Raw genomic sequence first — 15,181 nt, 5'->3', positions numbered from 1 at the left:
ATCAAGTTTTTCTAATCATTTATTATTCGGAGACCCCGGTTTGGAGGATGTCAACTTTAGTTTCTACTTGAATGTCCATCCCCGGATAAATCTGTTTCCAATGCTCATAGGTCATTTTTTTATTTTTGGCGTGATATTTCTCCTTTAAGCCAATCGGGTCAAGGCTTTTTTTCTGGAAATCTTTAATAAGCCGGTTTGCTTGCTTGGTTAAATCAGCTTCCATTTCCTTTTCAATTTTTTTTATCATCTTTCTATTGGTAAGGTTGTCACTGCGCATGGATTCCTTGATTTGTCCTTTAATTTTGAGCTTAATCGTGATCGAGGGATTTTTATCTGAGCCTGATACCTTATAATTTGAACCGCTTCGGATACTTTCCACTACAATATCGCTTTTTTTCTTGTCTTTTAGTTTGAATTTGTATATCCCTCGCCTATGATGTTGAACTAATGTCTTGAAAATGAACATATCTTCCGTTCGAACTTTACTGACCATCTTATTTTCATGAAATAGGGCCACTCCAGAAACCGCAACTTCATTATTAATTAATTTAAATAAAGGAAGATTAGAATCTCCGCCAGTTTCTAGAGCGTTTCCTAAAAAAAGATGGAGGTTTGTATCCGGCCCGTTCCCTGTTTCAATTTGTTGATTGATCAAATCCGATAAAAAGATTCCAATATTCACATTCGTATTTGGTGGTTTCGTATTTATGACATTTTTGACCTTTCCTTCGACGATGGCCAGTATGACCCTGTTTCCAAGTTGTGGTTCACGGTAGAGATAATCGGTAAGTTCTGTCATTCCGATTTCACGAACCATTTTCTCGCTGAATAAAATGATGCGTGTCTGTCCTAGAAATACCGGCTTATCCGCTTTTTTGGAAACGACAGCCTGGACATCACTCGTTGTCGTCGATGCTCCAGTTAAAATTTGATATTTACCTATCTTGTCCTGTTGGAAGATAGGGATGACGAACATTCCTTCGACATTATCATTCTTGAGTATATCGTAGCCGATGGCCTGGGACATATTGACTTCGTCAACCACCCTTGGTTCGGCGCAGCTCCATAGGAGGGGAAAAGCCAAAATAAAAGGAAATAATTTTCTCATGAGCGTTCCCTCATTTTCTTTATATAGATGATGACCAAAAGAAGAGGCAAGTATAAAACAAGGAAGAGCACGCCATATGGATTGATTATTTTATTCAGTATATATAGGGAATCGACATCAAAAACAAATATATTGATTAGCAGGATAATGATGGACATCCCCCATAATGGATACTTTTGCTGAACATTGAATAAGCGTTTGAAACCTCGGCTTGCTGCCCACAAGGCTATGGTCATGTTAGGTATGATGACGATGGCCCACCAAGATACTTCTATATATTCAAATCGCTGGATAAAGGGCAATTCGACAATGCTGGTCAATGACAGCGTCGGCCATATATTCAGCTGCAACTGTTTTTGTGAATAAAAAACAAGTGAAACCAAATAAACAAATATGGTCATTAAGGTTGTTGTCATGGCCCCCCCATGGGCATATTTTTGTGAAGTTTTGGCATTTTTAATGAACGGATAATACATCATGATCATTTCAAAACCAAGCATCGTTAATGAAGTATTTCTGGTACCATTCCATATATCCGATAGAGTGTGGTGGAATACAGGAAATAAATTGGTTAATTCAGAGTATTTCATGGCATAGAAAAGGACAAATAAAAGCCAATATGTCAAAATGACGCTTAAAAAGGCAATTCCCGTTATTGTACGGAACCCCCCCGTATTTATATAATAAATCAGGATCAGGAATACTAAAGCAAACGCCCAAGATGCTACCTCTTCAAACATCCATACATGTATGACATTAATATAGCTAATCATGACTGTCATCCCAAGGAGCAAAAAGTAAACAATGAATATTAGACTGAAGAAATTCCCGAACCATTTCCCGAATGCGTGATTATTTGCCGAAATGATATCTCCAGGCACGATACTGAAGATTTTATATATGACCCAAATCAATATATGAACGATCAGGCCGGCTAATAGTATCGAAATCCAACCGTCCGTTCCCGTTATCTTCGCTAAAACCCTTTGAAAACTTAAAACGCCTACTCCCGTTTGCATGGAATGCACTAAAAAAAACACATAGAACGGTGACACCTTATATTTTTCATTAACTCCAGCTTGGTTCATATTGGCCCCTCATTTAAATCATTCATTAAAATCATTTTTTTTGATTCTTGCTTTTTTGGGCTGTGGCTGTCTGGATATATCATCAGGACGTAAATTTACAGGTCTAGATTTGAAAATATTAAAGGGAAGCCGAACAAAGCTGTCTTTCCAATCTTGCAAGCGAAATGGGTATATCGGTTCAAGGTACGGGTGTCCCATCGACGTTAATTTGATAAGGTGTGTCATCAAAAACACGGCTGCTATGGTAATTCCGAGAAGTCCCCAAATTTGGGCTCCCACTAAAAAGGGGAACCGCAGCAGTCTTATGGCATTACCCATTTTGTAAATAGGCGTGACAAATGATGCCAATGCCGAGAGAGCAACGATGATCAATAAGATATTACTGGTCAAACCAGCTACAACGGCTGCTTGACCGATTACGATACCCCCGACGATACCTAATGTCTGACCTACCTTCGTTGGCAGCCTGGCAGCCGCTTCCCGTAATAGCTCAATGGAAATCTCCAAGAATAATGCTTCAATCAATGGCTGAAAGGGGATTAAGTTCCTTGAAGTGACAATCGTTTCCAAAAGGTCTTTCGGGATCAGTTCATAGTGATAAGTCAGCACGGCAACATAAATGGGAGTGGCAAATATCGAAAAAGCGACCGCGAATATCCTTAATAAACGGAAAGCAGATGCCGGAATCCAAGGCATATTATAATCTTCCATGGTGATGAAGTATTCCAACAAAATGGTTGGAGTAATGAGTACTGAGGACGACCTATCGATTAACAAGGCTACTTTACCTTCAGCCAGTGCACTTGCGATGCGATCAGGCCTTTCCGTATTTAGAAAAAGGGGAAATAAGGTAGATGAATTATCATAGAGCATTTGCGCGAGATAGGACCCATCCAATATTTCATCAAATTCTACGTCATTGATCCTTTGTATGACATTATCGACATTTTCCTGATCAACGATTCCTTCGATCGATAAAACGGCAACTTTCGTTTTAGACAAGGATCCCACAGTCATTTCACTTACTTGCAATCCAGGGATAGGCAGCCTTTTTCTAACTAGATTCAGATTGATATCAATATCCTCGACAAACGCTTCTTGAGCACTTATGATCCCAAATTCTAGTTCAGGTTTTTCAACTTGTCTTCCTTGTTGGGCCGCAGCATTGATCAATAAACATTCATCAAGATTTCCATCTAAGCGAAGTGCAATTTCGCCTCTCATGATCCTTTCTTCGATTACAATCCTGGTGCTGGTAATCAGTGTATTTTCAATAGGGACGTTTTCCTTAATTTGCTCCAAATTTATCGTTTCCAGTGTCGGTATGACAGAGAGAATACTTTCGTGAAGTTCCTTTGCATCGATTAAAGAGCGATAAAAGGATACCCAATAACCTTTGCCATTATATGTTCCTTGATGGTTTACGAAATCAGTGGATGAAGAAAGGGTATTGAATAAGTCCCTTACTTCCGAAACTTTATTTAATTCATCATTTTTATCGTTTGGTTGATTGGGTTTTTTTTTGAACTTTCCGCGGTTGAACAAAAGTTGTCACCTCTAATCTAAAGCTGGTTATCCTAGCATTTGCAATTTAATTACAAATTAACCATTTACAATGTTAATGTTCCTCGTTAAAGGAAATGGGTATACTTTGAAAAAAATATAGTTATAAAAACTGTCACCATTTCCTTTTAGAATAAAATATTGAAGAAAGTGGAAACTTAAGTAAACCCCAAATAACCAAAGGAGTTCACCATGAAAAGCACACCCTTGCATATTAAATTGGATCAAAAGCAGGAGAAATTGAAATCTGAATTGGATATGCAGGATGATGTAGTTTTTAAACAGATATTCATTCCCGGTTATGATATTTCGGGATTATTCGTATTTGTCAGTGGAACGATGGATTATGCAGCTTTCAATGAGATAGTCCTGGATTTATCGGCTGCCCAAGTCGAATCAAGGCATCCGGTTTCCATCGAACAGCTGGTCATTTCCAAAATCTGTTCTGTCAGGGAACAAGATGTGGAAACGTATGAAACAGCGAAAATGCATATTTTTGATGGGAAAACGCTTTTATTTATAGATGGAATGGCAAATGGTTATGTCTTGAGTCTGGAAAAGGAGAAAAACCGAACGTTTGGTGAACCTTCTACGGAGAGGGTGGTCCGGGGACCGAAAATGGGCTTTATAGAAAGCCTCCAGGAAAATCTCGGCTTGATCAGGCAATATTCAAACCATCCCAACCTAATCGTCAAACAACAGAAGTTAGGGGCGCTGGAAAAGCGGGAAATTGCGTTGATCTATTATGAAGGAAAAGCAAGCGATTCTTTGCTAAAAGAAGTGAATAAACGGATAAATGAAGTGAAAGCTACCGATCTACAAGATTCGGGCATGCTTGAGGAATTAATTGAAGATACAGCGTTTACTCCTTTCCCGCAAATTCAGAATACGGAGCGTCCAGATAAAGTATTGGCTGCACTGCAGGAGGGAAGAGTGGTCATCATGGTTGACGGCTCGCCATTTGCATTAATGGCACCTACGACAATGACGATGCTGCTGCAGTCACCGGATGATTATTATGAAAGATGGGTTGCAGGATCTTTTTTACGTGTGCTTCGCTACTTTTCTTTATTTATTACCGTTTTTCTTTCAGGGATTTATATCTCCTTGGTCTCGTTCAACCCTGGATTGATTCCGACAGAACTGGCCATGTCAATAGCAGGTACAAGGGAGAACGTTCCCTTCCCGCCTTTTGTAGAAGCAATCATCATGGAATTGACGATTGAACTGCTGCGAGAAGCAGGCATCCGGCTACCGGCACCCATTGGGCAAACGGTTGGATTGGTTGGTGGAGTCATTATTGGCCAAGCCGCCGTTCAGGCAAATATTGTGAGTTCCCAGATGGTCATAATCGTTGCGATCACGACAATTACCTCTTTTACGGTACCACAATATAGTTTTGGACTGGCGTTCAGGGCATTAAGGTTCGGCGCGATGATTTTTGCCGCCGTTTTAGGTTTATACGGAACCACATTATTCTTTATCATCATTATTAGCCATTTGTCAAAATTGACAAGCTTTCAAGAACCTTATTTTCAACCAATGGATTTTATCGGTAAAAAAACTTGGCAGGATGCGTTCTTAAGGTTACCTAAGCGGAAAAAAGGGGGGAATTCTCTTGAGCCAATCCGACGGCAAAATTCTTAGTGGGGAATTGGCGGGAATCATTTCATGCGCCATGTTAGGAATTGGGATGCTGACGCTTCCTAGAACGATAACGGAAAAAATCCATTCGTCCGATGGTTGGATCGTCCTGATTTTTAATGGGATCGCTATTGCCCTTTTGATTTGCCTATTGGTTGTACTGTTGAAAAAACATAAGGTCGTTAACTATTACACATACATGGAGGAGGCCTATGGAAAGTGGTTCTCCAAACTTATAGGATTAGTCTTGGTGATGTACTTTATAGGCGTAGCCAGCTTTGAAGTACTTGCGATGAGTGAAATGGTCCGATTTTATTTGTTGGAGGAAACCCCGGTTGAGATCGTGATACTTACCTTGATTTTAGCAAGTGTGCATCTTTTGACAGGTAAAATTAAAGCCATAGCAAAGGCGTGTGTCTTTTTTCTACCTTTGACAATAGTCATCGTCTTGGTCATTTATTTGTTCAGTCTCAGAGTAGTAGAGTTAAAAAACCTCCAGCCTGTTCTTTCAAAAGGATTGCTCCCTGTCATGAAAGGAATGGGCTCCGGAACTTTGTCTTTTTTTGGAGTTGAACTTTTCATCTTTTTGTTTGGCGTCGTTAAAAATCAAAATAAGGTAAAAAGTGGCGTTTTAATCGGTTTTTTCATTCCGCTGATATTATATGTAATTACATATGTTCTGGTAGTCGGTACACTGACTGTGCCAGAAGTCCAATCTGTAACATGGCCAACCATTTCCTTCATTCAATCGTATGAAGTTAAAGGGATATTTATAGAGCGTTTAGAGCTGTTTCTCTTAATCACCTGGATTCTTCAGTTCTTTTGTACACATGCGATCTATTATTACTTCGCGGCAGAAGGCATGACGAAGATATTCAACAATTCATATTCAACGAACCTTATTGTTTTGGTTCCAATTGTTTTTTTTCTGGCCAAAATCCCTAAAAATACAATCGAAATTTTTAAAATGAGCGATATGCTGGGATATGTATTTCCCTTTATATTGATTGGCTTGCCAATTATTACATTCGTAATCGTTCAAGTGAAAAGGAGCAGAAGAAGCGGATGAAAAGATTATGGTTGATCTTGCTTATTCCGTTGCTTGCAGGCTGTTGGGACAGTGAAAATATAGAAGAGTTATCCCTTGTCGTGGGAATGGGGATCGATAAAGGGAAAAAGAAAGACGAAATCATGTTAACCCAGCAAATTCTGGTGCCTCCAAGTAATGGAGTTTCGGAGAATCAGGCTCAATTAAAATTTAAGAATGTTACCGTCAGTTCCAAAACGCTGCATGAAGCAATTAGGGATTCTTTGCTCATAACCAATACGGTTTTAACCAATCATCAGCGTATCATGCTCATTAATGAGGATGTATTAAGGAAAATCCCGATGGAAGCGATCATTAATCAGGCAATTCGCGATAATAATACAAGGAGAAGCTGTCTTGTTTATTTAACAAAAAGACCGACGAAAGAAATCTTGGGACTTTCCAGCGACGGGGAGATCCCTTCAAATGTAATTTATGAATTGAAAGATAATGAGAACAGGACAAATAAGATTCTCCCCCCTTTAACACTGGGCAAAGCTTCCTCAAGTTTGCAATCTGATGGAAGCTTTGCCATTCAAGCCGTTGATATTAGGGGAGGTAAGTTAATATTGGAGGGCGCAGGCGTGATCAACAATTCAAAGTTGGTCGGGGTCATGAATGATGAAGATATAGCTGCATTAAATTGGTTGAACGGAAATTTGAAGGGCGGAATAATCGAAGCGGTACAACACGGTAAGCCTTTAAGTGTTGAAGTGATTAATAGGACAAGGAGGAAAATCACGACGGAATTGAACGGAGATCATCTAACGATCAATGTTAAAGTCGGTTACACAGGAAGACTTTCGGAAGATTGGTATGGCAAGGAAAATTCATTTGAAGCTGCCTATTTAAAAGAGGTTGAGCGGATTGCCGAGGCTGAAGTTGAGAAAGATGTCGGGAAAGTCGTATACAAATTACAGCATGAATATAAAACAGGAGTAGCAGGATTGTTTCGTTATGTGGAAAATCAGCATCCGAAGTTTTGGGAGAAAAATAAAAAGAAATGGGACGAAATTTTCAGTAAAGCTGATATTAATTATGAAGTGGACTTAAGGGTCATAGACTTCGGTTCAAAAGGAGGGATAAAGTGAATGGGCATTTACAGAGAAACCTTCCGAATGGGAAGGTTTCTCTGTAAATGCTCTATAGTTGATCGTTTACTTATTAGCCAAAGAAAAGCTTTATTCATGGCTCTCTGAATGATCTAGGCAGATTCGTCACTTCATGTGCAACCCTGATGCCGGATTGAATGGCTCCTTCAATCCATGCTGGAACTGTTGAGGTATGCTCACCGGCGAAGTGGACCCTGCCTTCAGGTGTCGGGATGTATGGAAACAAGTCCGTTTCCTGACCAGGTTTAAACATGGAGAAAGCACCGTATGAATACTGATTCAGTGTCCAGCTATAAGAAGCCCCTGATAAAAAATGATCGTATACTTGTTTTCCATGGACCTTAGCCAAGTTTTTCAATGCGTGTTGTATACGGTCATTCTCAGGAAGTATATCCCACAGAGTGGCATCATCTTCCCATGTATAACTTGCCAAGATTAGACCGGATTCATTCTGGTTGCCCGTTGGGCTGGGGTAATAAGAAAATCTGATGGGTAAATCAGTGGTCAATTTACCACCGAAGATTCCTTCATCTTCCCAAAACCTATGTGTAAACTGAAGTCCGATTTTCGTGGATGCAGCATAATGAAGTTCCCTTATTGCCTTCCACTTATTATGGGAAAAGGAATTCCGGGGCTCAATATCCATAAATTGCAACAATTGAAGCGGGATAGTCACGATGGCAAGGTCACCGGTAACGGTTAAGGGGTTTTGGCTTTGAGTATGTTTAGAGTGGATGGTGACTTGATTATCATGTTGGATGATCTTTGTCACTTCATATCTGAAGTTGAGATTATCCTTCAATTCCGGTAGAAAAGCATAGGGAAGCCGGTCGTTTCCTCCATCGATTGCGATGAATTTTATGTCTGGATTAAAGAGTGGCATAAGCTCCCGAAGTATGGCAGGAAAAGAAAGTTCCGGAAATCCTTCTAAACCCATTAGGACTTTGATGCTTTCGATCGCCCCTGTTGAAAGACTGATTCCTACCGGATTGTACTGCAAAAAGAAGCTCATGGAGTATTTATCAAACTCTTTGATTACTATTTCCCAATTTCTACGTGGGTTTTGAAGGATGAAGTCAGTCACAGGCTTAATTGCCATGTTGAGTAATTCTTCAGCTGTTTTACCTCTTTCATGCGGAGCTACAGGGTACCTCAGTATATCCGGGTTCCGTTGATATATGGCAGCGGTTGTCTTGATTCCGTTGGCATAAATGGGATCATTAGGAGTCGCATTCACAAAAGTGTTGACTCGTAAACCATACTTCTTGATGTATTCAGCAACTAAGTAATGATAATTCGGAATGCGCATGGCACCGGCTTCAAGGTAGGAACCTTCTGAAAATGGCTCACGTATGGTCAAAACACGCCCTCCGACCCTCCCGGTTGCTTCCAATATCGTAACCTCGTGCCCCGCTTGTTTTAAAAGGGATGCTGCAACCAACCCAGACATGCCGGCACCAATGATAATGATTTTTTTGGGGATCTGGGAAGGCCCCAGGCCATTTCTGATAACAGCAAGCATTTGATCGGGTGATAGCGGATCATTGAAAAAGGACAAAGTGTTTTTCTCCTCTCTTGTAACACTTCCTATATGGGATTAAGCTATCTTATTCCTATTGGGTCACCATTTATGAAGAATCTTCATTAATTTGTCATGATTGTTTACTTCTATCATATTCCTCTAGGTTTATCTTTTATGTGGAATCCTCAATTATTAGATAATTTAAAGATGCAGAGGATGAATATGTTGATTTATTATCGAAATATTCTGGCATTTTTTAGGGCGAACTATTTAAAGGCTACGATTTATGAGGGCGCCGAATTTTATTTGGAATGTTATGGAAGCAGTGTTCCGCTTTTTTGAACATGGGATGAAATAACGAAGCATGCTATTCGCGGCCTTATTTCGGGAAAAACCGCCAATATAAATAGATCAATAAAAGTTGATTAAGCAATAAAGTGGATATTAAATACTGAGCAATTATCGCTCTTTCGAAACCGAACTTTGATTGCGACAATTGTTAGTATAGTTTCATATTTTACCGAGAGTACATAAAAGTAACAAAAAGGTTTTAAACTCCGGACCTCTGAATTATTTTATTTTACTAGGGTGGGGGGATATCACTATAATCATCATTCGTAAAACGGTTAAAACCTGAACATATAGTAAAAACTCTATTCTATGATAGAGTTTTTACTATATAAAGAATAACTTTTTAAAGTATGATTTTGTGAAGAAGGCTTGATTTTTACACTGGATCATTTAGGGGAATTTGTTTCAAGGGATGGGCTTGAGCAGGTGGTGAAAGCAAGCTGCGCATTCCTAGGCAATGTACGACGAGGGTGTTTTTAGGATAAAAAGCTCAAAATTGTATCATAATATAACCATATACTAAAAGATTACATAGGTGATGATTTCAGGTCCCATGTTTTAGGAGGACGGGTTTATAGAAGCAAAATATTGCAGAGAATCAAGGGTCATAAGAACGAGTCGAATATTTCCAAATGATGTGAACAATCATAATACATTATTTGGCGGCAGATTAATGAGTGATGTCGATCAAGTAGCATCCATTTCTGCAGCACGTCATAGTCGAAGTGAATGTGTAACTGCATCAACAGATTCAGTTGACTTTTTACACCCCATTCGTACTACAGATTCAGTTTGTTTTATATCGTATGTGGCATGGACCGGCACTTCTTCAATGGAGGTTTTCGTTAAAATTATTGCTGAAGATTTAAAAAGCAGTGTTCGTAGAATTGCAGCGACTGCTCTATTAACATTTGTTGCACTTGATGAACATAAACGTCCAACACGTGTTCCAAAAGTTATTCCGGAGACAGAAGAAGAAAAAAAATTACATGAAACGGCATTAGATCGAGCAAGTATGCGGCAACAGAGAAAACAAAAAAGTAAAGATGTGGCTATGTTTTTGAACGTAGATTATCCTTAACTTGCATATGATAACACTTATAACCTACTAGGTGCATGGAAGGCAAGTGGAGTTAACCCCATCAATATCGATCAAGTTTGAAAAGCCGGACATTAAGCAAAGTGAAGTATTAGATTTGCCAAGTTCAACCCAGTCTTATCTCCGGCTATCATTCACAACATAATGAATAGTTGGTCCTACAAAGGGACGAGTTCGTTTTCATCCAGAAATAAAGGATGAATCCATATGGATGAATGTAAAATTAAGGATTATTGTTTGTAACGTTCCCCCCGTAACATGTCCACTTTTGAAATAGATCGGTTAAGTCGAGGGAATTTGGCTACAATTAGTCTGGTTGATTGACGGCTGCATACTTGAATGGATGCAAATCAATCAGGCTATTATTGGACAGAAAGAATGGCACAAAAATTACATTTGATTTTTTTGTTACTTAATTAACATAATCACGTACACGAGTCTCCATTTCTACTTTTTTATTGTCCGTTGTATGAACTACCTTTCGTTTTTCCCATTCATAAAAATAAGCCCCTGACTAACAAATATGTTTTCAATTTTTCCACAACAAGGATAATTGACAGGTTCTATAACTCTTTTCACCCTAAAAACCTCTCTTTCTAAAGACATAAATGAGAGATTCCAAATATCATCTTTACACCTGGCCATGTAAGCAGCTTGCCGCATAATGTCTATTTGATAACTTTGTGCTGGAAGAAACCTGTTGAAATGATTGACTAATATTTGATAAAAAGGTGCGTATTTAAGATTAGGAATCTTGAATATGGACTTTTCTAATTTAGCGCCATGTGAATATATAAATTGAAAATTAAGAACATTTCGTGTATTTAGCGAGTGTCTCTATTGTTATCGTTAGTGTTTGTTCGGTGGCCTGTTCGTTGCCCGAAACCATAAATTGACAGATGGTTCTGGCAAGCCAAAAGGTTTGGACGGAGGTTTCTAAGTGAAATCTTTCAACCGATCTTGCTTTTTGACGGTGCCAGCCAGGTACCAGGCGGGGAAATATAGAAGGGAACATGCAGTATATCGTATTAGGGCAACCAGGTGTATTGGTGGAGTGGAAGTGGAGTAATGATCTGATTTGACGGCACCTAAGGAATGTTAAGAAGCCATAAACCAGTGTAAATATACTAATATAAACCTCGATAGAATATTCATGAAATACAAATAACCAAAACCTCCATCAAGTTAAATACTGTCTTTCTGCAAAATCTTGAAAACTTAGTTTGTGGAATATTATTAAATATTTTCCTTTACAGAGGAGATACTACCAAGAGACAAAGATTAGAAAGGAAGACAGTATGGATCATATACAAATGGCCCGTGCGATGTTCGGGACGAATATGGCTGTACATATCATATTTGCAACGATCGGGGTCGGATTGCCGATGATGATGTTGGCAGCGGAATTGATGTATCAAAGGACAAAGGATTTACAGTATGTTGTCATGGCTAAACGCTGGACCAAAACATTAGGGGTTTTGCTTGGGGTCGGGATTCCGACTGGTACGATTGCGGGTGTGCAGCTGTCACTATTATGGCCTGGGTTCATGGAAGTGATTGGACGTGTCATGGCGCTTCCATTCCAGATCGAGATTTATGCATTTATGGTTGAGGCGCTATTCATGTCAATCTACGTGTATGCTGCTGAAAAAATTAAGCCATGGGCCCGTATCGTGAGTTTATTCTTTGTTGCATTCGGTGCAATGGCTTCGGCGGTTTTGATTTCTAATGTCCATGCTTTTGAAGGGACACCTGCTGGGTTTCGGTTTGAAAATGGGGAAATCGTCGATGTCGATCCTTGGGCGGCATTTTTCAACCCAAGTTTCTTGGTGACAGCAGGTCATACAGCCCTGACCGCTTATACGACAGGTGCATTTGTCGTAGCGGCCGTTGCAGCTTATAAGATGCTGAAAAATAAATATGGCACTGCTGAATTTAATTTTCACCAAAAAGCATTGAGGCTCAGTATTGTATTGGGTTTGGTTTTTTCTTTCTTGACGGCACTGAACGGTCATGCGACTACACAGCATTTATATAGGGAACAGCCTGAGAAACTGGCGGCGGCTGAAGGGTTGTTTGAAACAAAGGACCATGCCGGGCTTACCTTGTTCGGTTATACCGATAGGGAAGCCCAGAAAGTGAAGTATGGGATTGAATTCCCATGGTTATTAAGCTTTCTATCCGGTAATAGCTTCGATACGGTCGTGACCGGCTTGAACGATTTTCCAGAAGAATATTGGCCTCCGCTTTATGTCCATATTTTATTCAACGCCATGGTCGTCATCGGTTCCGGCTTAATCGCCTTGGCACTGTTTGCATTGGTATGGAATAAATGGCTGAAAAAGGAGACTTATCCGAAATGGATTCTCTGGCTGTTTGTTGCTGCAGGTCCGCTTTCTGTGATTTCGATTGAATGCGGTTGGATTTTTGCTTGTACAGGCAGACAGCCATGGACGATATACAGGATGCTGACTACGGAGGATTCAGTCACTTCGTACGAAAACCTTGGATTTTTATTTACGATGTTCATTATTGTATATATCATTTTATGCGTTTCTGTTGTATTCACACTTTTGTATTATTTCAAACGTCATTCCGTTATGGATGATATTTATAAGGCAGAACAGAAAGATGTAAGGCATTTCGATTCGAATACATAAAAGGGGGGAAGGCGGTTGAGTGATGCTCTTCTTGCAATAACATTGGTCTGGGGCTTTATATTTCTTTATGCCATCATGGCCTCTATGGATTTTGGCGCTGGCTTCTGGGCAATGACTTACATTAAAAACGAAGAAACAAATGCTACGAAGATCGCAAATAGCTATTTATCACCGACTTGGGAAGTGACTAATACTTTTGTAGTTGGTCTTGTTATTGCGATTTACAGTTTATTTCCTGGTGCGGTGTTCCCGATTGGGGTAGCCTTGATCGTTCCTGCGAGCCTGATATTGGTCCTGCTATGTATTAGGAGCGCTTTCTTGGTTTTCTCGCATAGCGTAGACAAATATGAAAAAGCGTTAACATATATCTCAGGATTGACGGGATTGATCATACCCGGGTTATTAATCAGTGTATTGCCCATCACCCACCTTGGATTTGTCGAAGGCGTAAGAGGAAATGAAGAATTGAATCTATCTAAACTTTTCACGAGTCCGAATGAGTATGCTTTTGTGGGGTTTGGAATCATGAGCACGCTTTTTTTATCATCTTTGCTCCTGTCTGATTACTCAAAACAGGCAGACGAAATGAAAGCATACAAAATATATCGCAGGGATGCGATGATAACGGGACCGCTTATGTTAGTCATGGCTCTGTTGGTTATGCTCACGTTAAAAAACGAAGCGAATTGGATTTATGAAGGAATGATGAAAAACTCGGCATTGTTATTCGTCTCGCTCGTTTTTTTCATCATTAGCGGGATAGCACTGTATTTACCTCATTTTTCCAAGCAGGAGGTTAAAGGGATGCCTCGTGTCGCCGTAATAGCGATTATCATTCAGTATTTAATCGGCAGTTATGTTTATGGTATCGCACATTTACCTTATATCATATATCCAAATGTCACGATTCTTTCAGGATTTACCGATCCAACATCTTTCCGGGCCGTTTTTGCCACCTATATCGTGGGCTTTGCGATATTAGTGCCAGGATTCTATTTTTTCTGGTCCATCTTCATGAAAGATCAGCGTCGAAAGTTCAAACGTCGGCAAATGTCAAATTAGTTCATCTTGGAAAAGAGAGGTTATCACTATGAAAAAGTTAGATCTGCTAAAATATGCGGTTTTAGTCATCTCACTCTTTTTGAGCTATCAAGCGGTTGAAGCGCATGATAAAAATTTTCAGGTCGATGGCACTTATATTTCAACAAAAAGAGATGTAACAGGTGACCAGAAAATAGACATCATCCAGGTTCAGGGTTTGCCATATGAGGAAGGGAGCAAGTTTCTGAAGAAAATTGAGTTAAGTGTGGAAAGCAATCGCCGTACAATCAGCGTCCCGCTTGAAGCTGGATATAATCCAGACCTTAAGGTTGCCGACTTGAATAATGATGGGGTTCAGGATGTATTGGTCACGGTTTTGATGGAAGGGAGAGAGAGGTTGATAACCAGTTACGCCTATACGTTCAAGGATGGAAAAGTAAAGGAACTGGAAATTCCTCCATCCGTTCCTGTAATGGCCCAATTTCTTGACGGATACAAAGCGGAAATCATTATAGAAGGTCAGAAGCCTGTGGTGATAGATGTCAGTTCCAGAAAACAAGCTTATGATGAAATGGGCATTTATCTAAATGGAAAATTAAATGAACCGACAGAGCTTTTGGTTGATCCGTATTCTTCCCTGGACTTAAAGAACGTTTTTGGAAAAGGGAAAGCGCTTGTGGGAGTCCAAAATGTAAAAGGATTCGATGAACGTGATTCGATTCTGGAAATCAAATCAGTATGGAAGTATAACAATGGATGGCAGCTTGTAAAAGCCCAAGTTAAACCGGTCAAGGAAAGAAATAAATAGTGGATTTGTCTGTGAAATAGATGAGGCATTTCTTAGTTGAATAAGGCAGGAAGACAGCTCTTGGCTTTGAGAGCTGTTTTTTTGCTTATATTTAAAAA

Annotated in this window: 11 protein-coding genes and 1 pseudogene; 8 read left to right on the top strand and 4 right to left on the bottom strand. The window is 39.7% G+C overall.

Going from position 1 to position 15,181, the window contains the following annotated elements:
- Positions 1-22: 22 nt before the first annotated feature.
- From ACQKNS_RS00985 to ACQKNS_RS00975, 3 genes are read right to left on the bottom strand one after another with little or no spacing between them, the layout of a single operon-like run.
- On the bottom strand, positions 23-1,108 hold the full coding sequence (locus ACQKNS_RS00985; RefSeq protein WP_427640764.1) for a Ger(x)C family spore germination protein: 1,086 nt from the start codon (positions 1,106-1,108) through the stop codon (positions 23-25).
- Complete coding sequence (locus ACQKNS_RS00980; RefSeq protein ID WP_427640763.1) at positions 1,105-2,196, bottom strand: GerAB/ArcD/ProY family transporter; 1,092 nt, start codon at positions 2,194-2,196, stop codon at positions 1,105-1,107. The genes ACQKNS_RS00985 and ACQKNS_RS00980 overlap by 4 nt, the downstream gene beginning before the upstream one ends.
- Before the next feature lie 18 nt (positions 2,197-2,214).
- The gene (locus ACQKNS_RS00975) at positions 2,215-3,741 is read right to left on the bottom strand and encodes a spore germination protein (protein WP_427640762.1); all 1,527 of its coding nucleotides are present in this window, start codon (positions 3,739-3,741) and stop codon (positions 2,215-2,217) included.
- Between the two features lie 210 nt (positions 3,742-3,951).
- Between ACQKNS_RS00975 and ACQKNS_RS00970 the strand changes: the two genes are divergently transcribed.
- Genes ACQKNS_RS00970 through ACQKNS_RS00960 form a run of 3 tightly spaced genes read left to right on the top strand, consistent with a single transcriptional unit; the run spans position 3,952 to position 7,581 of the window.
- Positions 3,952-5,406, top strand: coding sequence for a spore germination protein (locus ACQKNS_RS00970; protein WP_427640760.1), 1,455 nt, complete (start codon positions 3,952-3,954; stop codon positions 5,404-5,406).
- The gene (locus tag ACQKNS_RS00965) at positions 5,378-6,472 is read left to right on the top strand and encodes a GerAB/ArcD/ProY family transporter (protein ID WP_427640759.1); all 1,095 of its coding nucleotides are present in this window, start codon (positions 5,378-5,380) and stop codon (positions 6,470-6,472) included. Before ACQKNS_RS00970 ends, ACQKNS_RS00965 begins: the two co-directional genes overlap by 29 nt.
- Entirely contained in the window at positions 6,469-7,581 is a 1,113-nt protein-coding gene (locus ACQKNS_RS00960) for a Ger(x)C family spore germination protein (RefSeq protein ID WP_427640758.1), read from the top strand. Before ACQKNS_RS00965 ends, ACQKNS_RS00960 begins: the two co-directional genes overlap by 4 nt.
- Before the next feature lie 94 nt (positions 7,582-7,675).
- Here the strand turns inward: ACQKNS_RS00960 and ACQKNS_RS00955 are convergent, their stop codons facing one another.
- Positions 7,676-9,124 (bottom strand): flavin monoamine oxidase family protein, encoded by a 1,449-nt coding sequence (locus tag ACQKNS_RS00955; RefSeq protein ID WP_427642096.1) that lies wholly within the window; start codon positions 9,122-9,124, stop codon positions 7,676-7,678.
- Positions 9,125-10,049: 925 nt separating this feature from the next.
- On the opposite strand from ACQKNS_RS00955, the gene ACQKNS_RS00950 reads away from it, so the two are divergent.
- The 5 genes and pseudogenes from ACQKNS_RS00950 to ACQKNS_RS00930 all read left to right on the top strand — a co-directional run bounded on the left by ACQKNS_RS00950 (position 10,050) and on the right by ACQKNS_RS00930 (position 15,083).
- On the top strand, positions 10,050-10,556 hold the full coding sequence (locus ACQKNS_RS00950) for an acyl-CoA thioesterase (protein WP_214786697.1): 507 nt from the start codon (positions 10,050-10,052) through the stop codon (positions 10,554-10,556).
- A gap of 140 nt (positions 10,557-10,696) precedes the next feature.
- Positions 10,697-10,886, top strand: a pseudogene (locus ACQKNS_RS00945) (glutamate dehydrogenase); the annotation flags it as partial.
- A 986-nt stretch (positions 10,887-11,872) separates the two neighbouring features.
- A complete protein-coding gene (locus ACQKNS_RS00940) occupies positions 11,873-13,234 on the top strand; it encodes a cytochrome ubiquinol oxidase subunit I (protein ID WP_427640756.1) in 1,362 nt (453 codons plus the stop codon).
- A gap of 15 nt (positions 13,235-13,249) precedes the next feature.
- Positions 13,250-14,296, top strand: a complete 1,047-nt coding sequence (locus ACQKNS_RS00935) for a cytochrome d ubiquinol oxidase subunit II (RefSeq protein WP_427640754.1) — start codon at positions 13,250-13,252, stop codon at positions 14,294-14,296.
- 28 nt (positions 14,297-14,324) lie between these two features.
- Positions 14,325-15,083, top strand: coding sequence for a hypothetical protein (locus ACQKNS_RS00930; protein ID WP_427640753.1), 759 nt, complete (start codon positions 14,325-14,327; stop codon positions 15,081-15,083).
- Positions 15,084-15,181: the final 98 nt, after the last annotated feature.

The organism is Peribacillus sp. NPDC094092, assembly GCF_050279365.1.
Taxonomy (GTDB): domain Bacteria; phylum Bacillota; class Bacilli; order Bacillales; family DSM-1321; genus Peribacillus.
Note: the sequence above shows the minus strand (reverse complement) of the source record. Positions and strands in the feature narration are given on the sequence as shown.

Coding starts and splice junctions, on each gene's coding strand:
- ACQKNS_RS00985 (WP_427640764.1), bottom strand. CDS start 1,108: ATGAGAAAATTATTTCCTTTTATTTTGGCTTTTCCCCTCCTATGGAGC.
- ACQKNS_RS00980 (WP_427640763.1), bottom strand. CDS start 2,196: ATGAACCAAGCTGGAGTTAATGAAAAATATAAGGTGTCACCGTTCTAT.
- ACQKNS_RS00970 (WP_427640760.1), top strand. CDS start 3,952: ATGAAAAGCACACCCTTGCATATTAAATTGGATCAAAAGCAGGAGAAA.
- ACQKNS_RS00960 (WP_427640758.1), top strand. CDS start 6,469: ATGAAAAGATTATGGTTGATCTTGCTTATTCCGTTGCTTGCAGGCTGT.
- ACQKNS_RS00955 (WP_427642096.1), bottom strand. CDS start 9,124: ATGCTTGCTGTTATCAGAAATGGCCTGGGGCCTTCCCAGATCCCCAAA.
- ACQKNS_RS00940 (WP_427640756.1), top strand. CDS start 11,873: ATGGATCATATACAAATGGCCCGTGCGATGTTCGGGACGAATATGGCT.
- ACQKNS_RS00930 (WP_427640753.1), top strand. CDS start 14,325: ATGAAAAAGTTAGATCTGCTAAAATATGCGGTTTTAGTCATCTCACTC.